This is a genomic window from Citrobacter sp. RHB20-C16 (assembly GCF_013890155.1).
Taxonomy (GTDB): Bacteria; Pseudomonadota; Gammaproteobacteria; order Enterobacterales; family Enterobacteriaceae; genus Citrobacter_A; species Citrobacter_A amalonaticus.
This window is the reverse complement of sequence record NZ_CP057630.1, coordinates 3,307,425-3,328,238: the sequence shown is the minus strand read 5'-3', so window position 1 is coordinate 3,328,238 and position 20,814 is coordinate 3,307,425. Positions and strand designations below refer to the sequence as shown.

At 46.9% G+C, this 20,814-nt stretch carries 22 protein-coding genes; 17 read left to right on the top strand and 5 right to left on the bottom strand.

What is annotated here, in order from left to right:
* The first annotated feature begins 112 nt into the window (after positions 1-112).
* The 11 genes from HVX64_RS15970 (at position 113) to HVX64_RS15920 (ending at position 9,897) form a co-directional block, all read left to right on the top strand.
* A complete protein-coding gene (locus HVX64_RS15970) occupies positions 113-475 on the top strand; it encodes a hypothetical protein (RefSeq protein ID WP_042999976.1) in 363 nt (120 codons plus the stop codon).
* A gap of 89 nt (positions 476-564) precedes the next feature.
* A complete protein-coding gene (locus HVX64_RS15965) occupies positions 565-1,086 on the top strand; it encodes a hypothetical protein (protein ID WP_125340012.1) in 522 nt (173 codons plus the stop codon).
* An 18-nt stretch (positions 1,087-1,104) separates the two neighbouring features.
* Positions 1,105-1,599 (top strand): hypothetical protein, encoded by a 495-nt coding sequence (locus HVX64_RS15960; protein ID WP_061069819.1) that lies wholly within the window; start codon positions 1,105-1,107, stop codon positions 1,597-1,599.
* 48 nt (positions 1,600-1,647) lie between these two features.
* On the top strand, positions 1,648-2,082 hold the full coding sequence (locus tag HVX64_RS15955; protein WP_044258468.1) for a prepilin peptidase: 435 nt from the start codon (positions 1,648-1,650) through the stop codon (positions 2,080-2,082).
* Position 2,083: 1 nt separating this feature from the next.
* The gene (locus HVX64_RS15950; protein ID WP_044258470.1) at positions 2,084-2,596 is read left to right on the top strand and encodes a TadE/TadG family type IV pilus assembly protein; all 513 of its coding nucleotides are present in this window, start codon (positions 2,084-2,086) and stop codon (positions 2,594-2,596) included.
* Between the two features lie 208 nt (positions 2,597-2,804).
* Positions 2,805-3,479, top strand: a complete 675-nt coding sequence (tadF, locus tag HVX64_RS15945; protein ID WP_044258472.1) for a tight adherence pilus pseudopilin TadF — start codon at positions 2,805-2,807, stop codon at positions 3,477-3,479.
* A 41-nt stretch (positions 3,480-3,520) separates the two neighbouring features.
* Positions 3,521-5,242: a VWA domain-containing protein gene (locus HVX64_RS15940; RefSeq protein ID WP_044258474.1), complete on the top strand. Its 1,722-nt coding sequence runs from the start codon at positions 3,521-3,523 to the stop codon at positions 5,240-5,242.
* 65 nt (positions 5,243-5,307) lie between these two features.
* Positions 5,308-5,964: a lytic transglycosylase domain-containing protein gene (locus HVX64_RS15935; RefSeq protein WP_042999983.1), complete on the top strand. Its 657-nt coding sequence runs from the start codon at positions 5,308-5,310 to the stop codon at positions 5,962-5,964.
* A gap of 341 nt (positions 5,965-6,305) precedes the next feature.
* Positions 6,306-6,833, top strand: a complete 528-nt coding sequence (locus HVX64_RS15930) for an ATP/GTP-binding protein (RefSeq protein WP_042999984.1) — start codon at positions 6,306-6,308, stop codon at positions 6,831-6,833.
* Between the two features lie 40 nt (positions 6,834-6,873).
* The gene (locus HVX64_RS15925; protein ID WP_042999985.1) at positions 6,874-7,233 is read left to right on the top strand and encodes a hypothetical protein; all 360 of its coding nucleotides are present in this window, start codon (positions 6,874-6,876) and stop codon (positions 7,231-7,233) included.
* Between the two features lie 225 nt (positions 7,234-7,458).
* Positions 7,459-9,897 carry a sulfatase-like hydrolase/transferase gene (locus HVX64_RS15920; RefSeq protein ID WP_181825050.1) on the top strand — a complete coding sequence of 813 codons (2,439 nt, stop codon included), beginning with the start codon at positions 7,459-7,461 and terminating at the stop codon, positions 9,895-9,897.
* A gap of 156 nt (positions 9,898-10,053) precedes the next feature.
* Here HVX64_RS15920 and mnmC read toward each other — a convergent pair whose 3' ends face one another.
* Positions 10,054-12,054, bottom strand: coding sequence for a bifunctional tRNA (5-methylaminomethyl-2-thiouridine)(34)-methyltransferase MnmD/FAD-dependent 5-carboxymethylaminomethyl-2-thiouridine(34) oxidoreductase MnmC (gene mnmC, locus HVX64_RS15915; RefSeq protein WP_044258477.1), 2,001 nt, complete (start codon positions 12,052-12,054; stop codon positions 10,054-10,056).
* A gap of 158 nt (positions 12,055-12,212) precedes the next feature.
* Between mnmC and fabB the strand changes: the two genes are divergently transcribed.
* A complete protein-coding gene (gene fabB / locus HVX64_RS15910) occupies positions 12,213-13,430 on the top strand; it encodes a beta-ketoacyl-ACP synthase I (RefSeq protein ID WP_044258478.1) in 1,218 nt (405 codons plus the stop codon).
* Between the two features lie 40 nt (positions 13,431-13,470).
* Here the strand turns inward: fabB and HVX64_RS15905 are convergent, their stop codons facing one another.
* From HVX64_RS15905 to HVX64_RS15895, 3 genes are all read right to left on the bottom strand, one after another.
* Positions 13,471-14,001: a YbjP/YqhG family protein gene (locus HVX64_RS15905; RefSeq protein ID WP_042999989.1), complete on the bottom strand. Its 531-nt coding sequence runs from the start codon at positions 13,999-14,001 to the stop codon at positions 13,471-13,473.
* Between the two features lie 2 nt (positions 14,002-14,003).
* Positions 14,004-14,369, bottom strand: a complete 366-nt coding sequence (locus HVX64_RS15900; protein ID WP_044258479.1) for a hypothetical protein — start codon at positions 14,367-14,369, stop codon at positions 14,004-14,006.
* Positions 14,370-14,528: 159 nt separating this feature from the next.
* Positions 14,529-14,780 (bottom strand): helix-turn-helix domain-containing protein, encoded by a 252-nt coding sequence (locus tag HVX64_RS15895; protein ID WP_044258482.1) that lies wholly within the window; start codon positions 14,778-14,780, stop codon positions 14,529-14,531.
* 170 nt (positions 14,781-14,950) lie between these two features.
* On the opposite strand from HVX64_RS15895, the gene HVX64_RS15890 reads away from it, so the two are divergent.
* The gene (locus HVX64_RS15890) at positions 14,951-15,325 is read left to right on the top strand and encodes a DNA-binding protein (protein ID WP_044258484.1); all 375 of its coding nucleotides are present in this window, start codon (positions 14,951-14,953) and stop codon (positions 15,323-15,325) included.
* A gap of 176 nt (positions 15,326-15,501) precedes the next feature.
* The gene (locus HVX64_RS15885; protein ID WP_044258486.1) at positions 15,502-16,680 is read left to right on the top strand and encodes an MFS transporter; all 1,179 of its coding nucleotides are present in this window, start codon (positions 15,502-15,504) and stop codon (positions 16,678-16,680) included.
* Here HVX64_RS15885 and flk read toward each other — a convergent pair.
* Positions 16,677-17,678 carry a flagella biosynthesis regulator Flk gene (gene flk / locus HVX64_RS15880; RefSeq protein WP_043001872.1) on the bottom strand — a complete coding sequence of 334 codons (1,002 nt, stop codon included), beginning with the start codon at positions 17,676-17,678 and terminating at the stop codon, positions 16,677-16,679. The two genes, HVX64_RS15885 and flk, sit on opposite strands and share 4 nt — an antisense overlap.
* 103 nt (positions 17,679-17,781) lie before the next feature.
* Here flk and pdxB point away from each other — a divergent pair, with 103 nt between their 5' ends.
* The 3 genes from pdxB to truA all read left to right on the top strand — a co-directional run bounded on the left by pdxB (position 17,782) and on the right by truA (position 20,810).
* On the top strand, positions 17,782-18,918 hold the full coding sequence (gene pdxB, locus HVX64_RS15875; RefSeq protein ID WP_044258488.1) for a 4-phosphoerythronate dehydrogenase PdxB: 1,137 nt from the start codon (positions 17,782-17,784) through the stop codon (positions 18,916-18,918).
* A gap of 66 nt (positions 18,919-18,984) precedes the next feature.
* On the top strand, positions 18,985-19,998 hold the full coding sequence (locus HVX64_RS15870) for an aspartate-semialdehyde dehydrogenase (RefSeq protein ID WP_042999992.1): 1,014 nt from the start codon (positions 18,985-18,987) through the stop codon (positions 19,996-19,998).
* Positions 19,998-20,810: a tRNA pseudouridine(38-40) synthase TruA gene (truA, locus tag HVX64_RS15865; protein WP_044258491.1), complete on the top strand. Its 813-nt coding sequence runs from the start codon at positions 19,998-20,000 to the stop codon at positions 20,808-20,810. Before HVX64_RS15870 ends, truA begins: the two co-directional genes overlap by 1 nt.
* The last annotated feature ends 4 nt before the right edge of the window (positions 20,811-20,814 follow it).

Sequence of the window (20,814 nt, the reverse complement as noted above, 5' to 3'; positions counted from 1 at the left end):
CGCTTATGCTTGCGAGGCTGTAGATTGTCTGTCCTGGATATTTAAGAGTTAATAGTCATAGTGCACTCTTTTACTGTCAATATTATTGGGGTAAAGAGTGAATGGAGCGAGTATGGAACATAAAATTAATAATTTGCTTGATACCTTATCTGGGATTGATGGAGTTCTGGGCGTTGCTTTAATAGATAACACAATTAAAGAAATCGTACACAGCAAAAATATCAATGATAGGTTTGGTTTTTTGAGTACAGGTATGAGTGATATTATCAGGGCGAATATAAAATTCAGTAAACTCTCTGCGCAACAAAAGACTATGGAAGATATATTAATTACCTATAGTGATGATATATTTCTTTTAAAACAAGTTCCTGAAGCAGCAAAATATTTTATTTTTATTCGTATTGCGCGTGATGCAAATATTGCATTAACTCGCCTGCGATTAAATGAAAAATTTTCTAATTTGTCTGTGCAATAATCTTTAAAAGTTATTGTTGCATACAGTCCAGGTAATTTGCTTTATCGGAAAGCAAATTGGTGTTGAAAAATTTACGATGGTTAATGACGATGGATAAAATTATGTTACCGTTTGGTATGAATGACGTTGAGTCTGACCCCTCCGAGCCAGAATTAGAAGCGCATGATCAATCCGATTCGATGGAACAGCATAGCGATACAGATGTTAATACTATATCTGATTTGTTGATCAATGAATTAAAAGCCGAGCTTGAACGCTTCTCTGAGGGGAATGCAGTATTAAAAAATTTGCTCATATCTACTGCAGATGGCTTTGAAATTGCCTCTCTTCTTACGGCAGGCTATGAACTCCATATTCGAAAAGTATCAGCATTAACCAGTTCCCTGCTGGGGATCAGCTCTGCGATGTTAACTGAAGTGGGGGGCGGTGAGCAAAATGCCGTTTTTATGGAGAGCGACCAAAACATGATTCTTTTTAATCGCATCCCGGCCGCACAGAAGATGTTATGTTTGATGGCAATAACATCAAAAGATGAGTCAATAGGTCAAATTTTCTGGCGTGTAAGGCAGCTTTCGGAAAATATAATTGAGATTTGTAATAAACATTTATAAACACGGTGAGGTAATGTAATGAATAGTTCGTTTAGCTTTGAAGCCGCAGTAGGCTTGTGCGCTTCTGATTTTATCAGCGGTTTTATTTCAGCGAAGCCTGTCATTGAATCGCGTGAGAATATTACGGTAAATCGAATTTCACAGCTTCATGAGATGGTATCACAGATCAGAAAAGACCTTTTAGATAAAATGTCTGATGAACCTGTCGAGAGAATAGATTATTGCCTAAAGAAGGCTATTCATCTTACTCGTGCTGATATTACCTGTGGTGTTATTGCAATTGAACCGATTCTTTGCGATCGTGACACGCTGATCCGTGACACAATTAGTAACTATTTCAGTATGATATGGTCTCTTTTCGAAAAACACGACATTCGACTCGTTAAGAATGAAAGCATTACAGTTTGTCACCAGCAAATTTCTTCAGCAGAAGTAGCTATTAAACATCAGGATGTGGTTATTCCTGTGTATCACAAAATGAAGAGTGCTAAGAAGAAAAAGGGTAAAAGGTGATTTCTCTTTTTTATCTTGTCTGAAAACAAATTGTCATGGTATGAACTAATGATCTTATTGCAGAGAGGTTTGATAGTATTAATTGCCATTCAATTGATATATTGCTGTTATACGGACATTTTTGAGAGGAAAATTAGAAATAAAGTGGTTTTTACTATTTTGCTTCTCTCGCTTCTTCTCTCATTCGTCGTACAAGATATTAATATAAAAATTCCTCTCTCTATTATGATTGTTGGTTTTTTCATAAATCTTTTAGGGGTAATAGGTGCCGGGGATATAAAACTAATCGCATCTTTATCTTTTAGCATTCCAGCCAGTCAATTTATTGACTTTGCAGTTTTTGTCAGTTTACCCGGCGTATTTTGTGCGCTTTCAATCTTATTGTTCACTCGATGTGTACTACATCATAATGAAACCTCTGTCCCATTTGGTGTTGCGATTACTATTGGTTATATCATGACCATGTGGAGGTTTGTTTATTAAAATGTCAAGACTCAGAAGATTATTTGCAGAGGAAGATGGTGCTGCAGCAATCGAATTTGCATTTGTTATCGTACCATTCATTGTTTCTATTCTTTTTATAATGGAGTTGTGCCGTGTAATTTTTATCATGGCTTCTCTGGACGCTCTCCTGGCAAATAGTGGGAATGCGTCAGCAAATATACAGGATCCCTCAAATCCGGATGTGGTACATGAGTATTTTCAAAATGCAATCAATGAAAGTGCCAACGGGTGGGCTTTATTGACTTTAGGTAAAGAGGTTGAAATAAAGACTGAAATAGCTTCATGTGGTTATGACCACAATGAAAAGGAACCATTTGTTAATTGTAGTGAACTGAGTAACACGAAAAATCCAATTTCCATATATAAAATTGAAGTTCCCTATGAACCGCTATTTTTTGTGTTCCCTGTTGATATTATGCAGGAAAAAATGACTCGACGAATTGTCTATATACAAGAGGCCAATATTGACAGAAGCTTTAAGGATGGTTATTAACGGGAGCGATGTTTGCGCTTTGTGAATCAGTGAACTATTTAGCAAATAATAAACGCTTGCATTAATAATTCTTCTGGTGCAGAAGGTGCGAAAATACTTAGAGCAAGTTTTCATACGTATCATGATAACAATAAATAAAAACAGTTTTACCTATAAATTAGACATAGTCACTCTTGTTAAGTGAATCCTCTATATACAGGATGTTGCGATGAAACGTTACGGTTTATGGAAAAGATTATATTCTGAGAAAGGAACCTCAAGCATCGAGTTTGCTTTTTATTTACTGATTTTCGCTTTGATGTGCGGATTCCTGATTGATATGAGTTTTTCACTCATTAAAAAAAGCCATATGGAGCGCGTTAATTATTCATTAACAATGATTTTTCGTGAGCGAAACGGTCTGTTTGGTGGCGGTAACGCTTCCGATATTAGCAAAAGCGATCTGGATACCTTAAAAGCAACGCTGGACGAGATGTTGCGCCAAAAAGATGGTTCCGTCGAGCCCTATCAGCTCGGTATACAAATTCTACAGCCTACAGCCCAACAATGTAGTATTCAAAGTAGTCCCCTAAATAATTGCCCAAGCTCGCATCCCGTTAAACCAGACGGGCCACTTTCAAGATATACATCAACCTCTTTTAATACCATGTTCATTGAGGGTTGTGATGTTACACGTAAGTATTCCCGTCGTGAGGATCTTGCGAAGCTTTCGGTCTGGGGTCATCGCCCGGATAGATCTCCTGACGCTGATCAAGATTGGTTTCCGGTTTATGAAGTGATTTTGTGTGTTCCCGGAGCAGAAAGTTATTTTAATCGAGCTTTGGGCATCTTTAATAAGGACCTCGGTAGTCTTTATATTCGAAATGTCGCGCTGCCGCGGTAAACAAAGCTATCATTTCTGCTGGTAACTCAGGTAGATATAAAATGAAATATTTAATCAAACGATTTTTGTTATTCATTATTTGCAGGGAAGGCGCTGTAACAATAAGTTATGCGCTTATGTTGCCTACGCTTATCGGTTTCTTTTCATTAGCAATTGATGGGGCTCGATTTATCACTGAGCGGTCTCGTTTATCAGATGCTATTAATCAGGGCGTCTATTCAATTGCGATGTCATATGACAGTGACGATAAAAATGCAGATGCTGAAAAAACAGTAATGTATTTATCTTATTATCTCCCTGGTGAGGAAATAGACAAAAACAAAGTCTATATAAATGTTGATAAAGAAAAGGATAAAAATGGTAAGGTGGTGTCGACAGATTTTTCCTTAGATTCTGATATCATCACCCATCCGTTACTTTCTTTATACAAAGAGGGTTATAGTGGTTTTCATTCGAACATAACTTTGCATGGCGAGCGGTCGTCGGGTCATATCCGCAAATCACTTGAAGATCTTTCCGTCCCTGCAGATTATACGTTTGTACTCGACTTTTCAGGTTCTATGAATAGTAGTTCAGCAGAGAGAGGCTACACTCGTATTGAATTATTAAAAAAAGTGTTTACCGATCTTGGTAACCGAATATTCGATAATGACAATGGTAGTACGATTGGTATTGTACCGTTCTCTACGGGAATTCCTGCCGTATTAGACAAGACGAATTACGCAAGTACGACAAGTAAAGAGGTTGGGTGTACTTATATTGGAAAGCTTCAGGATAAGTATTCAGGGTTAGACTGGAGTTTTTGGTATAACAAACAACCACCGGAACGCACGACAGGTAATACCTTTATAAACAATACAGACGCCTATCTTAATAGTTATTATAAGGATGTAATCGCGAAAGCCAATGGTTATACGACAACCTCTGCGGAGACATGGTTAATTGATGAGGGGTATTGTAGAAAAGATAGTGGCAAGTTAACCTGTGATGCAGACCCTAGTTCTGATATTCATAACCCAGATAATTATGAGGAATTTACCAATAACTTTAATAAGTTTAATTTGCTAACAGCATCAGTAAGTAAATATAATTCTATCGCTAATATTGAAACAATGGATTACGAAGGTACTGTTGCAGACGATTATCTATTTACTGATGATAATGTTGTGACTTTTATTAATTATCTTAATGGTCCCTCTCAGTATTCTTCCGATCATGTTATTCCTTTTGAGTCTCTTTGCGCCTACGCTACTTCGGGGACCCATGATCATGCAAATGTCGCTAAATTTATCAGAACCATCGAAAAGCCCAATTACTATCTGGTGGAGCTTACAGATAACCGTTCCATAATAGACAATTTTAACAACATGGGACCTCCAGGTGGGGGGACGGATAGTATTAGTGGATTATTAAGAGCTGTACCACTCATAACCAAAGGCAAAAATGACGTTAAAATGATATTTGTCATCTCTGATGGTGAGGATGATACCTATTCAAAGAAAAATAGAAAGACACTAATGGATACATATCATCTCTGTGATGTAATCAGAAACGGTCTTAAAAAATATCCTGCTGGAACGACGACGACAGATGTGGAAATATATTATATCTCTTTAATAAGTAATGGTTCTGATTTAGACTGGCAAAACTCTTGTGTCGGTCCTGGACACGCTTTTATAGCAACTAATTACGATGCGCTTTATGATGTCATTGCCGGAGCGATGGCAAGAGAAACGACCCGCTATGTAAACCCGGATGAATAGTCAAAATTCCCGTAGTGCAAATAAACGTCGCTACATTTTTCTCTATTTTCTGAAAGGGTTTGAGAATGTTTGACTTGCCCGCTATTACGGCACAATGCGGTGCGGAAGTGTACACTGAGGCTATACATCGAATTATCAGCGTTGAGTCTTCTTTTAACCCTTATGCCATAGGCGTGGTGGGGGGAAGACTGGCTCGTCAGCCTGTAAATAAGGAAGAGGCTATTGTTACAGCTCGCTATCTTGCTAACGCTGGTTGGAATTTTTCAATGGGGCTGGCGCAGATAAACCGGTATAATTTGTCCAGATATGCCCTTGATTATGAAACTGTATTTGAACCATGTTCAAACCTCCGCGCTGCGGCTTCTATTTATCAGGAATGTTACGATCGCGCGTTAAAAGTATCTGATGCGGAAACCGCCCGGCTGAAAGCGTTCTCCTGTTACTACAGTGGTAACTTTAGTCGGGGTTTCATTGCAGATGCTGGAGGAAGTTCCAGCTATGTGCAACGGATTGCAAATGTGAAGATGGATAATCAGGCAATCAATAACGTGCTGCCTATACCTGTGTTAGGGAACGGAGGTAAGGATAGCCATACTGCTTCGAGCCAACACAAAGGAACACGAGGTAAGTCGAATAAGAATACTGTTGATTCACGACGTATGCGAAGCCTTAATTCTCATCATGATGCAGCTCAGGGAATTAAACAGCTTAGAGGTGATTAATGGGTAATGCGTGGATTTCAGAACAATTTTTAATTCTTTTTTGAGAAAATCAGTAACTCTTGCCTGGATTGTATCTTACCTATTCAATCTGCTCATCATTTAAATGGAAGTATATTATTACAAGCATGTTTTAGTTCTATTGTTTGCCATTTTTTTTTAGTCTGATGAATATTATGCGTATGACCTTTTGGAAGGGCGGTTTATATTCATGTGTCGATGGTGCATTATAATGCTGGCAATTTTTTCTGGTTATTTCCTTTTTTATGCTTATAATGTATTTCATACGGTGAGCCTCTGAATGTTGCAAAAACACACTAATTTGCTATCTGGTGTTTTTATATATGAATGAATTAAAAATAGTGTTCGTGGGTCCAACAGGGGCTGGTAAAACGACAGCCATAAATGCAGTTAGTGAAATATCTGTTGTGAGCACGGAGGTTATGCGTTCCTCATTAGATACGGAGTCTTTGAATAGTCAGCTGGTTCCAAAGAAGACAGTCACTGTTGGCATTGATTATGGTGAGTTTAGCTTTAATAATGATACCCGTGTGAGACTCTATGGTGTCCCTGGTCAGATGAGGTTCGAGTTTCTCTGGGAGTTTATGAGTAAAGGATCAAGAGGCACTGTAATACTTTTTGATATTACCAGCAAGACATTTACAGATGAAATTAATTTTTTCATCAATAGGTTTCGTGATGTGTTGTTGACCAGTAAATGTATTGTAGGAATTAGTAAGTATAGTGAGTCTTATTCCGATAGAGTCATTGAAATATTAGATTTAATTAATGATTCAAATGTTCCTGTTATTGCTGTTGATATCAGGAATAAGGAGGATGTACTGAAGTTATTGGCGTTGTTGATCGAGTAGTTTTATTGGAATTAATCTATTTTTTTATAAAGGACTTATCATGAGTAATATTTCTGAATCATTAAATTCGCTGATGCAGGTTTCTGGTGCGATCGTCGCTTCTGTTGTTGACTCTAATAGCGGTATGATGCTAGGTCAGGCTGGCTCAGGCATTAACCTGGAACTGGCTTCTGCAGGTAACACCGAAGTAGTGCGTGCAAAAATGAAAACGATGGAAACCCTTAAGCTCAACGATAAAATTGATGATATTCTGATTACATTAGGTAAACAGTATCATATTATTTGCCCTATTGATAAGAATCCAGGGCTTTTTATCTATTTTGTTCTTGATAAGGCGAAAGCTAACTTAGCCCTGGCTCGTCACCATGTAAAAGAAGTTGAGTCCCAGTTAGTTGTATGATTATTGATTGAGTAAAGAGTTTTGTCATTGTCATACTATGTCAATGACTGTAGGCTCAACAAATTCATTAATACCCTACCGGCATTTTGCTTGTAGGGTATTTTATTGTTTTATGTTTATAAAAACATTCATTATGAATAATATACTTATGGGAAACAGTTGATAAATAATTTTCTATGACGTCAGCATTTCTAATGCCTGAGATTTAAAAGGATGCGGTTTATTATGGAAATGGGGAATGAGAGTTGGTCTTTTTTAGCAGCATTGCTTTATTTGTCTGCTTTCTTTTTTTTCTTTAAAAGCCACAGTCGAGGTATCGCCGGCTCGATCATTGCTACCTGTTTTATCCTTATTACAATAATTTTTAGTTTATTGACAGGGTGCTATTTAGTCGCTAATTGGTTTACGGGTATAGGTTTTGATGATTCTGTTTTCTACCATCTTCGATTCGGAGTCGAAGGGGGAGATTTTAGTGATTTTTACTTTTTAATATTTTACTTCTTATTGTCGCAAGCTATTTTTGCAGTTCTTATTATTATCTATTTGAGGTCTTTTTTAAAAAGCAAAAATACCAAATTCAAAATTGTGCCGGTGGTTGAAGGCGTGATAATGGTGTTATGCGCATTCTTTTGTACTCCTGCAACCTCAAATTTAATTTCGTATTCGTTGACATCGCAATCCTCAGGTGATTTTTCTGATTATTTTATAAAGCCGCAAGTCATATCATCGACTCAAAAGCCTAAGAATATCATTTATTTTTATCTGGAGAGTCTGGAAGGGAATTATATGGATGAAAGTCTTTTCCCTGGATTACTTCCTGAGTTGCATAAAATTGAAAAGGATAGCGTTACATTCACTAACATTGGTCAAACTATTGGTAGCAGTTGGACAATGGCCGGAATGGTTTCCAGTCAATGCGGTTTGCCGTTATTATCTGTGTTCACCAATGATAATTTCCAGATGAATAATTTTATGCCCAATGCTGTATGTTTAGGGGATATTTTAAAATCGAAAGGCTATCACCTGGAGTTTATGGGCGGAGCCGAAACTGAATTCGCAGGAAAAGGGCAGTTTTATAAGGATCATGGTTTTTCTGATGTGAAAGGTAGGAAAGAGTTTATTGATCAACATGTGGCCAAAGATTACATAAACAACTGGGGGCTGTATGATGATACCCTTTACGAACAATTACTGACGCGCGTTGCTTCTTTGCGACAGACCCAGGCGCCCTGGGGACTCTTTTCAATCAATATCGGAACCCATCAGCCGGAAGGGTATCTGGCACATGAATGCGCGACTATGAAGTATGGTGATGGTAATGATCATCTGCTGAATGCGGCGCATTGTACCGATTTCCTTATTGGTAAAGTGTATCAGTCCTTGAAGAAGAAAGGTCTTCTGGATGATACGTTACTGGTTTTTGGTTCAGATCATCTCGCTCCAGTAATGGTAAAGACACTAGAGACGTTGAAGAAGAAGGAACGCCATAATTTATTGATGATCACTGGCGCGGGTATCAAACCAACTCAAAATCCTCGTCATGGTACAACTCTTGATGTTTCTCCGACCATTCTCAATTATCTGAACTATGGTTCTCACCCTGTAGGGCTTGGCCGTGATTTAAATGGCAATATGGCGACGATCGCGGAAAATTTCTCGGGGCAAATGTTCCTGGACAGAAAACTACTTTCCTGGCGAACGACTATTGATATGGCATTCTGGGGTTACCCTGATATTAATGGCAGCGTTGAAATTGATTCCCACAAAAAGCAAGTTAAGGTAGGCGATAAGTCATTTAAGATCCCTTCTCTTATCCGTTACACGAAAACCGGTAAAATAGAAGATGTTGTCTTTAGCAGCGATAATATCATCTCTGTCGGGAATAACAGCTATCTTCCCGCATTTTTCCTTGTGAACCTTATTAGCAACAATCAAATGTTTTTGTGGATAGATACTTGTCGTGAGTTATCAACACTGAATCCTGAGTTGCGTAGTTTTGGCAATCAGTATTGCTATTACAATGGTTCTCTGGCTTCCGTTCATTCGACATCAGGTCTTATTTCTAAAACACCCATGGCAGTTAAGGTCAATCTGAATGAAGATAATGCTTATTCTTCCTCACGAGCGAATGATTTACGTAATGCGTTGAAGGATAAAAATCTAATGGTCTGGACAGAGACGCTGTTAAAATCTGAAAAAACACATAGTTTTCCGCCTGTTAATATCATGTCTGCCGGACATCATTCACTTATTCAGCCTTCAATACTTGCTAACCGCTTTCTGGAAGGCGATGGTTTGTTTTTGACCCGTTTTACCTATACAAATCTCCCTTCGGTGGGGGTTACCATCTACCCGGAAGTCATTGGAAAACTGGCGGTTTGCGATAAAAAACAGGGGGGAATCTCCCTTTCCCGGATGATTAAAGATGCCTCGCCTGCAAAAGGAAAAACGAATCTGTTTTATGCCATTATGGGTAATGTTGATCCGGAGTGTTCAAAAGGGGTTGCTAACCGCATTGATCTCGATTTGCCTCAGTTCGCTGCATTGACTGCGGAGAAGCCTTATATCGCTATTCTTGATGATAATCTGAGGCCTCTTACTGAGAACGCTGGTCGTCCTGATCAGTCTATAGCCATACAGGTCAAGTTTAATGATGATGAATAACCGCACGAGTCCGCGTAATGCTTGAGCCGTTTACCGCGTCAAGCTACATGATACGCCTGCGTTGACTGCTTTAAGACGAGGCGTATTGATACCTTCTACGCGATATGGTCTGTTCTCGTTGGGTTTAGCTCATCATGCCGGAACTGATTTGATGGGCTACTCAACAGGCCGACCTTTCAGGAGTTTACGGATCCACAGTCGATTCGGGTTCAGTGCAGCCAGTGTCAATTTGTCGAGGGGAAGAGGTTCACTGCTCATTTGGGAAGCCAGAATTTCAGCTGCAAGTGGCCCAGAACAAAGTCCGCGAGCACCCAGGGCACCAATCATATACAGGTCCGGATAATATGGGGCTAAAACGGCATCTTTAGTCTGTTCATTGAGTGTTGCATAGCATGAAAGCGTCGACGCGTAGTCCGGAACGCTTCCTACCATCGGTAAATGATCGCGGGTGGCACAACGCACGCCGCAGCGAGCATCTTTGTCGTTCACATCGACTTCTTTGGCCCAGTCTACCGCCGGGAAGCAGTCAATCAGGCGCTGCCTATTTTGCTGCTGATCGTCTTCCCGATACTGCGTCTCTTCGCTGCCGCGATGGTAGCTGGCGCCGATACAGTGTTGTTGATTCGTCGGATTTTGCGGCGTCAGATAACCGTCATAGCACAGCACCTGACGGATCCCGGAAAGCGCTGGCGTCGTCGGAATATGACTGACCTGGCCGGCGACAGCGTAGACGGGTAACGGCTGCGTTTGGGCAAAATGGTTAATCTGATGACCATTGGCCAGCACTACCGCGGCATGTTCTGCGTGACTGCCGTGCGTAAAGTGCAGATCCCAGCCGGAAGCTGAACGGTGAAGAGCTGCCAGAGAGTGTTGGTAATGGCAGCGTAGCCCCTGCTTTTCCGCGAGTTTCAGCACGGCAGCGGTCAGTTGCGCCGGGCACAGCCAACCGCCTTGCGGATAGGTTATGCCACCGCACCCAGTGTCTACCCCGGTAAGTTTTTGTGCCTGGGTAATATCCACCGCACTTGCCAGCGCAGACGGCAATGCCAGCGACAGCATTTGTTGGATCTTGTGCTGGCTCTTGTCGTCATAGCCAAACTGCGTGACGCCACACCAGTCATGATCAAATTCTACGGGCAGGGCGTCATACAAGCGACGGGCAAAGGTAAATGCCGCCGGGAAGAAAAGGGTGAGCGCCGAGTCGTGCTTGCTGAGCAGGGGATAAAGTGCTCCCTGACGGTTGCCGGATGCGCCCAGGGCGGGGGCGTCATCGGCACAATAGAGTGTCACTTGCCAGCCCCGGCGTAACAACGAAAGCGAAAGCAGTGCACTGGCGATCCCGCCGCCAATGATTGCGACGTCACGTTTTTCGCTTCCCTGACGAGCAAACCACGGCGTTGAGGACGGGATTTTCAGCGTCTGTTCCATGGTTCCGCGCAGCATTTCGCGCTTGCGGCCAAAACCTTTGCATTTCTGCATAGTAAAGCCGGCATCCTGCAAACCACGACGAACAAATCCCGCAGATGTAAAGGTTGCCAGCGTACCGCCAGGACGAGCCAGACGCGCCATGGCGTTAAACAGATTTTGCGTCCACATGTCCGGATTTTTGGCCGGGGCGAAGCCGTCGAGAAACCAGGCGTCAACTTTTTGATTCAGGCTGTCGTCGAGTTGATCGGTGAGTTCATTAATATCGCCAAACCAGAGGTCGAGCGTGACGCGTCCTTCTTCCAGCAGCAGGCGGTGGCAACCCGCCAGCGGCAACGGCCACTGGGCCTGAAGTGGCCCGGCAAATTCGGCCAACTCCGGCCAGTGCTGATGCGCCGCTGTGAGATCGTCACGACTCAACGGAAATTTTTCAAAACTGATGAAATGTAATCTTTGTAGCGTAGCATCGGGCTGAGTGGCGCGAAATGCGGCGAACGCCTGCCAGAGCGTGAGAAAGTTCAGACCCGTGCCGAAGCCGCTCTCAGCCACCACAAACAACGGGCGAGGATGTTCCACAAAGCGTTCAGCGATCCGGTTGCCTCCGAGGAAGACATAGCGCGTCTCTTCCAGACCGTTGTCGTTGGAAAAGTAGACGTCGTCAAAATCTCGGGAAACAGGTGTACCCTCAGCGTTGAATTCGAGGTTGGCGGGTTGTATAGCGTATTGTTTCACGTAAGTTACTCGTCTGACAGGCAGTGTCACGATATTAGCGATGTGTGCCAGGCGGCGCAAATTTCAGTATAAATTGGCTGATCGGACTTGTTCGGCGTACAAGTGTACGCTATTGTGCCAATCGAAACTTACTATAGTGCGACTGACAGAGGTATTGAATGAAACGTGCAGTGATTACTGGCTTGGGCATTGTTTCCAGCATCGGTAATAACCAGCAGGAAGTCCTGGCATCTCTGCGTGAAGGACGTTCAGGGATCACTTTTTCTGAAGAGTTTAAAGATGCGGGAATGCGCAGCCACGTATGGGGTAACGTCAAACTGGACACCACTGGTTTGATCGACCGTAAAGTGGTGCGTTTCATGAACGATGCCTCTATTTATGCCTATCTCTCCATGCGTGAAGCTATCGCAGACGCTGGTCTGAGCGAAGAGGTTTATCAGAATAACCCGCGCGTTGGCCTGATTGCAGGTTCCGGTGGATCGTCTAAAGCGCAGGTTTTCGGTGCTGACGCCATGCGCAGCCCGCGTGGTCTGAAAGCAGTTGGCCCGTATGTGGTCACCAAAGCGATGGGCTCTGCCGTTTCGGCCTGCCTCGCTACACCGTTTAAAATCCATGGCGTAAACTATTCGATTAGCTCGGCCTGTGCGACGTCTTCTCACTGCATCGGCAATGCGGTTGAACAAATTCAACTGGGTAAACAGGACATCGTATTTGCGGGCGGCGGCGAAGAGCTGGGCTGGGAAATGGCCTGTGAGTTCGACGCGATGGGCGCACTGTCCACCAAATATAACGATCAGCCTGCTAAAGCTTCCCGTACCTATGACGCGCACCGTGATGGTTTTGTTATCGCGGGTGGCGGCGGTATGGTGGTGGTTGAAGAACTGGAACACGCCCTGGCGCGTGGCGCGCATATCTACGCGGAAATCGTGGGCTACGGCGCGACCTCTGATGGCGCGGATATGGTGGCTCCGTCCGGCGAAGGCGCAGTGCGCTGCATGCAGATGGCGATGCACGGTGTAGATACGCCGATCGACTATCTGAACTCCCACGGTACTTCAACGCCGGTGGGCGACGTGAAAGAGCTGGGCGCGATTCGCGAAGTGTTTGGCGATAAGAGTCCTGCGATCTCTGCGACCAAAGCGATGACAGGTCACTCTCTTGGCGCCGCGGGCGTACAGGAAGCAATTTACTCTCTGTTGATGCTGGAGCATGGCTTTATTGCACCGAGCATCAATATCGAAGAGATGGACGAGCAGGCTGCAGGCCTGAACATCGTGACCGAAACTGTCGATTGCGAACTGAACACCGTTATGTCTAACAGCTTCGGTTTCGGCGGTACTAACGCCACGCTGGTGATGCGTAAGCTGAAAGCGTAAGACAATTATTGACGGAAAAGGGAGCCATAAGGCTCCCTTTTTACTTTTTAAGCGGTTCGTATTCCGGCGCAATTTCTGCTGACCACGCCCTGGCACGGGCAATGGCACCGGCGCTGTAAATGGGATGTTCAAACTGGTTTCCGACATCCCTGACACGATAGATTTTCCAGTGTTTTTCTTCCCAACGCGTATAGACCTCCAGTTGAACGGGCGCTATGTTGGCGGGTCCACCCAGTTTGACATCCACTTTTTCGCCGCCGAGGAAGGGACGTGCTTGTCCAACCTGTAACAGTGGGATCCACTCAGGGGCATAATCCTGCACATACATAAAGTAGTCTGAGTCGACGATGTCTTGCTCATAATAGCTATCGATCAACGTCAGGCGATCGATAACCTCTTTAGTAACATAACGTTGCATTACCCCGCGGGTATCGTGAGGCTTATCTGGTGCATCGATAAATGCCGCCATCCACGCGAGATAGAATTGTTTAACGTCTTCTGTGCTGTCGTGCCGGGGCGTGGAGCAACTGCAAAGCAGCAGGACAAGTGCTAAAAAAGAGAAGGCTCTCATCGCTATTTCCTGTAGATGATATAGGCCGGTTTTGCCGCCCGGTAACCAGGGCCTGCCCACATGTCGCGTTGTCTGAAATCTGAGTACCACTCTGAACCGTCGTAAATCGCCATATGACCGCTGGGGTTTCCACCGGAATAGGGTTGAATCACGATGACATCACCCGCCTGAGGAGACTCATAGGCACCAATCGGGACAAAACCGGCGTTTTTTAGCATTGGGCCATAATCCTTGGCGTGGTTAGTGTTGCCAAGTAAGACGCCTCCCGCCAGGATCGCTTTACGGGTAAATTCTGCGCAGCGGCTTTGTGAATGCGCGCCTGCATGAGATTTTGCATAACTCACGGCGGCTGTTTTATCCCAACTCATAATAACCTCTGTTAGTGATACGCGTAATAAATTACGAGAAGCATTAACAATATCTATTCGGTCAGGCGTAACTTTTAATGCTATTTTTATCCGTAAGGTTTTTTTTATTTATTAGTCATTCTCGCGGGTGATTAAATATATCTGAAATATACGCTCATATTATTTTTTAAGGCACTCGGTGGCAGATTCTGTCGGCTGGTTGATATAACGGGTTGGCCAAATTTTTTCTGGCGTGGTTTCCAGCGCGTTAGCGATAATTTGTTCGGCGCGAGGCCAGCTACGAGTAAAGACGTTACGCAGCGAGTCTGGTGATAAACCTGCTGCGCGTGAAAGTTCCCTGAGTGTTATTCCCTTTTTTTCGAGTGCGCTTTTAATATCTGCACGATGCCAGTCTTGGCTTTTTTCTCTCATTCTGTAATCCTACGAAGATGTGTTATCGGCGCCGATATTTTTTACGGTTTTAAATGACTGTGACAAAAGAAGGTGTTTTTCTTTTGTCGGATTATTTTCCCACAATAACCCTGAAATTTCGCGCAAAAAAGAAAATTTATTATTATTTCATTGGGGAAAGGAACGAAACGATGTCTAAAGAATGGCTCACGGTACAGGAATGTATTGGTCTGCCGGGTTTTCCCGGTAGCGTTCCCGCTGTTCGTAGTCGACTCAACATCCTGAGTACGGGTAAAGAAGGCGTTAAGCGCAAACGCAGAAAATCGAAGGCATGGGAATACCATATTTCGATTCTCCCCGTGTATGTTCGTCCTTATGTTGCAGACAGCGACCCGGAATCTGCGCGAAATGATGCCTCGGCCTGGGAAGCGGAACCGAAAGAGATTTGGGATATGATGTTCAGACTCCTGACGCCTGAACAGCAGCAGCAGGTGACTTATCTGTTTGGCACGAAAGGGATTGGAGCGGTCCTTCCTTCGCTTTTCGACAATAATCCCCCGTACTGAGCACACGGTACGGTTTGCGGTTGACAACATTAGTCACTCGCAGGCAGACTTCAGGCCCATCATTATCTTCCGGATAATGCGTAAGCGTTTGACGTTATCCAACGCACCTTAATCCTGACGGTCAGGTGGAGGGGGCGTGGCGTTTCCTCGCCTTACTCTGCATTCTGGAGTAACGCATGACAGCAGTAACCCATAAAGAAAAAACATCTGCAGCGAACACATCGCTTTTTCGTATCGCGTTTGCGGTCTTTTTGACCTACATGACGGTCGGCCTGCCGCTACCCGTCATTCCACTTTTTGTTCATCATGAACTGGGCTATGGCAATACGATGGTCGGTATCGCCGTGGGGATTCAGTTTCTCGCAACCGTCTTAACGCGCGGCTATGCCGGGCGACTCGCCGATCAGTACGGCGCCAAGCGTTCTGCGCTGCAGGGCATGTTTGCCTGCGCGCTGGCGGGCGGCGCGTGGCTACTGGCAGCACTCTTACCCGTTTCTGTACCGTTCAAATTCGCGTTATTAATCGTCGGACGGCTGATCCTCGGCTTTGGGGAAAGCCAGTTACTGACCGGAACCCTGACCTGGGGACTGGGTCTGGTGGGGCCGGCACGTTCCGGTAAAGTGATGTCGTGGAATGGGATGGCAATTTACGGTGCGCTGGCGGCAGGGGCGCCGCTGGGTCTGCTGATCCACAGCCATTTGGGGTTTGCGGGTCTTGCGGGCACGGCAATGGTGTTACCGCTGCTGGCATGGGCGTTTAACGGAACGGTGCGTAAAGTACCGGCACATGCGGGCGAGCGTCCCTCACTGTGGAGCGTAGTAGGGCTTATCTGGAAACCGGGTCTGGGCCTCGCGCTGCAAGGCGTGGGATTTGCCGTGATTGGCACCTTTATCTCTCTCTATTTTGCCAGCCACGGTTGGGCGATGGCGGGCTTTACGCTGACTGCGTTTGGCGGAGCCTTTGTGATCATGCGCGTGCTGTTTGGCTGGATGCCGGACCGCTTTGGCGGGGTCAGGGTGGCTATCGCTTCTCTGCTGATCGAGACCGTTGGGCTGGTCTTGCTCTGGCTGGCGCCGACGGCCTGGTTTGCGCTGCTCGGTGCGGCATTAACCGGAGCGGGGTGTTCGCTGATCTTCCCGGCGCTGGGCGTGGAGGTAGTGAAATGCGTACCGTCACAGGTCCGCGGGACCGCGCTAGGGGGGTATGCCGCATTTCAGGATATCTCTTACGCGGTCACTGGCCCGCTGGCGGGGTTGCTTGCCACGTCCTGTGGCTATCCATCCGTGTTTCTTGCCGGTGCGATTTCAGCGGTGCTGGGGATTGTGGTGACGCTACTGTCGTTTCGCCGGCGCTAGATGACCAGCCAGAAAATCAATAACGCGACCAGCAGGGCGATAAACAGCAGTCCTGGACGCGCGGTGAACGAGCGCAGCGTATCGATAACCGGTGTAAACGGACTATAAATCGGTTGAATGTGGCGGGGATCGTTTAATTCCCGATCGCGCTCGACGCGGCGCAGGAAGATCTGATTCAGGAGATCCTGCACTTGCGCGGTGGTCAGCACCGTCTGCGGTTGAATTTGCCAGGTCTGCTGGGCGTAATCTTTCAGGTTGAGCAGTTCATCGGCTTCCAGCGGTTGCTTGAGCGCCGCCTGTAGCGATTGCAGGGTAGGGGCGTGTTGCAGACTCAGGGTTTGACGCGCCTGCAGCCAGGTCGCCAGATGGGTGAACTGTTTTGCCGGGATCAGCTCACCGCTTTTCACGCCAGAAAGTTCCAGCATTGATTGCCAGATCAGCTTGCTGGATTCCCCCGTTGCGGCGGCCAGTTTGGTAACCAGTTGATTTAACGTATTGTGTTCGGCTGGCAGTAGCGGGCGATCGGTCGCCGGGCGCTGCTGCGGCTGCGGGATCGACAACTGTCCCTGCTGTAAAAGCGTTAGCACGTTCTTAAGCTGTTCCGGTTTGAGTTGGCTGAGCGCCGTTTGTCCGTACTGCTGACGAATAAAATCGCTGACCGCCTGGCGGTTATTTCCCTGAGTCAGTAATTCTGTCAACTGTGAAAGCACCTGGCGGTTGGCATGATTTTGTTGGGCCACACCGAGGCGCTGGTTGAGATTTTGTTCCGCCGCAGGGAAATGGCGCGACAGCAGTGGAGTATCGCTTTTTACGCCGAGATCGTGCTTCATACCTGCCCACACTTCCGCACTTTGCTGTTGCGTCAGTGAAATCAGGCGCGTTATCAGGCGTTCCAGTACGGTCCGCTGTTGCGTGGAGAGCGGTTGTTCGCCCGCCGTGGAAACCGCAGGTTGCCCTTCACCGGGAGGGCGTGCGGGAGTACCGGAAATGGGTTGCATCATCACTTATCCTTAAACCATCAATCTTAGCAAAGTATGCCTGGCGGCCAGATTATGGCACACTTGCCCGGTTAACTCTCGTTCTCAAACAGGTACGACAGACGTGAAAATTCTCGTTGATGAAAATATGCCTTATGCCCGCGAATTGTTTAGTCGTCTGGGTGAGGTCAAAGCGGTTCCCGGACGTCCCATCCCTGTCGCTGAGCTGGATGATGCCGATGCGTTAATGGTGCGTTCGGTCACCAAAGTGAACGCGTCGCTGCTGGAAGGGAAAGCCATCAAGTTTGTGGGTACCGCAACTGCGGGTACCGACCATGTGGATGAGGACTGGCTCAGGCTGGCGGGCATCGGATTTTCAGCGGCACCAGGCTGTAACGCCATTGCGGTGGTGGAATATGTGTTCTCCGCGCTACTGATGCTGGCAGAACGTGACGGATTCGCGCTGCGCGATCGTACAGTCGGGATTGTCGGTGTAGGTAACGTCGGTGGACGCCTGCAGGCGCGACTGGAAGCACTGGGGATCCGCACGCTGTTATGCGATCCACCCCGTGCGGATCGCGGGGACGAGGGCGACTTCCGCTCGCTTGATGAACTGGTTCAGGAAGCGGATGTCCTGACATTCCACACGCCGCTGTTTAAAGAAGGGCCTTACAAAACGCTGCATCTGGCCGATGATGCGCTGATTTCTCGTCTGAAACCGGGCTCTATTCTGATTAATGCCTGTCGTGGCGCCGTGGTGGATAACGCCGCGTTGCTGGCGCGTCTTAACGCCGGACAGGATCTGAGTGTGGTTCTGGATGTCTGGGAAGGCGAGCCGGATCTGAATGTCGACCTGCTGAACACGATCGATATCGGCACCGCGCACATTGCGGGCTACACGCTGGAAGGCAAAGCGCGCGGCACCACGCAGGTCTTTGAAGCATATAGCGCATTTATCGGTCATGAGCAGCGTGTCGCGCTGGATACCTTGCTGCCGGCCCCGGAATTTGGCCGTATTACGCTGCATGGTCCGTTGGATCAGCCGACGCTGAAAAGACTGGTGCATTTGGTGTATGATGTGCGCCGCGACGATGCGCCGCTGCGCAACGTTGCCGGAATACCGGGTGAATTTGATAAACTGCGCAAAAATTACCTCGAGCGTCGTGAATGGTCCTCACTGTATGTGATGTGCGACGACGCAGATGCGGCGGCGTTACTGTGTAAACTGGGTTTTAACGCAGTTCATCACCCGACACGTTAATGTCTTCTTAATGCCCCCTGACGAATAATCGGCAGGGAGGCTTATGCTTTTCTGGAGTAAACCACCATGTCTGAAGGCTGGAATATTGCCGTCCTCGGCGCGACGGGCGCCGTTGGCGAAGCGTTGCTTGAAACCCTGGCTGAACGTCAGTTCCCGGTAGGGGAAATTTTTGCGCTGGCACGTAATGAAAGCGCAGGCGAACATCTGCGCTTTGGTGGTAAGTCAGTGATTGTGCAGGATGCGGCCGAATTTGACTGGACGCAGGCGCAACTGGCCTTTTTCGTTGCTGGCGTTGAGGCCACGGCAGCCTGGGTTGAAGAGGCGACAAACGCGGGCTGTCTGGTCATTGATTCCAGCGGTCTGTTCGCGCTTGAACCCGACGTTCCGCTGGTGGTGCCGGAAGTGAACCCGTTCGTGCTGGCGGACTATCGCAATCGCAATGTGATCGCCGTGCCGAACAGCCTGACCAGCCAACTGCTGGCCGCGTTGAAACCGCTTATCGATCAGGGTGGGCTTTCTCGCATCACCGTAACCAGTCTGCTTTCGGCATCTGCGCAGGGTAAAAAAGCGGTCGATGCACTGGCCGGACAAAGCGCGAAACTGCTGAACGGGATCCCCATCGATGAAGATGATTTCTTTGGTCGCCAACTGGCGTTCAACATGTTGCCGTTGTTGCCGGATCGCGAAGGCAGCGTGCGTGAAGAGCGGCGGATCGTCGATGAAGTACGCAAAATCATGCAGGATGATGGATTGTTGATCTCGGCAAACTGCGTACAGTCACCGGTGTTTTACGGTCACGCGCAGATGGTGGCATTTGAAGCGCTGCGTCCACTGGCTGCCGAAGAGGCGCGTGATGCCTTTTCCCGTGGCGAAGACATTGTACTGTCAGAAGAGAGTGAATTTCCGACCCAGGTGGGCGACGCTTCAGGCAGCGCGCATCTGTCTGTGGGCTGCGTGCGTAACGATTACGGCATGCCGGAACAGGTTCAGTTCTGGTCCGTGGCGGATAACGTCCGCTTTGGCGGCGCGCTGATGGCGGTGAAAATTGCGGAAAAACTGGTGCAGGAGTACCTGTACTGATGTCTGACCAGCAACAACTGCCGGTGTATAAAATTGCGCTGGGCATCGAGTATGACGGCAGCAAATATTATGGCTGGCAGCGTCAGAATGAAGTCCGCAGTGTGCAGGAAAAGCTGGAAAAGGCGCTTTCACTGGTCGCCAATGAGCCGATTAACGTCTTTTGCGCCGGGCGCACCGATGCCGGTGTGCACGGCACCGGACAGGTTGTGCATTTTGAAACCACCGCGCTGCGTAAAGATGCGGCCTGGACATTGGGTGTAAATGCGAATTTGCCTGGTGACATTGCGGTGCGATGGGTGAAAGCTGTACCGGAAGATTTTCACGCGCGATTCAGCGCCACGGCTCGCCGATATCGTTACATCATCTACAATCACCGGTTACGTCCGGCGGTGTTAGGCAAAGGGGTGACGCATTATTACGAGCCGCTGGACGCCGAACGCATGCATCGTGCGGCGCAGTGTCTGATTGGCGAGAATGACTTTACGTCGTTTCGCGCCGTCCAGTGCCAGTCGCGCACGCCGTGGCGCAACGTGATGCATATTAATGTGTCGCGCCATGGGGCGTATGTGGTGGTCGATATCAAAGCGAATGCTTTTGTACATCATATGGTCAGGAACATTGTTGGCAGCCTGATGGAAGTTGGCGCCCACAACCAGCCGGAGAGCTGGATAGCAGAGTTGTTAGCGGCAAAGGACAGAACGCTCGCAGCGGCAACGGCGAAGGCCGAAGGACTTTATCTGGTTGCGGTGGACTACCCTGACCGGTTTGACCTTCCTAAACCGCCTATGGGCCCGCTCTTTCTGGCGGACTAATTCG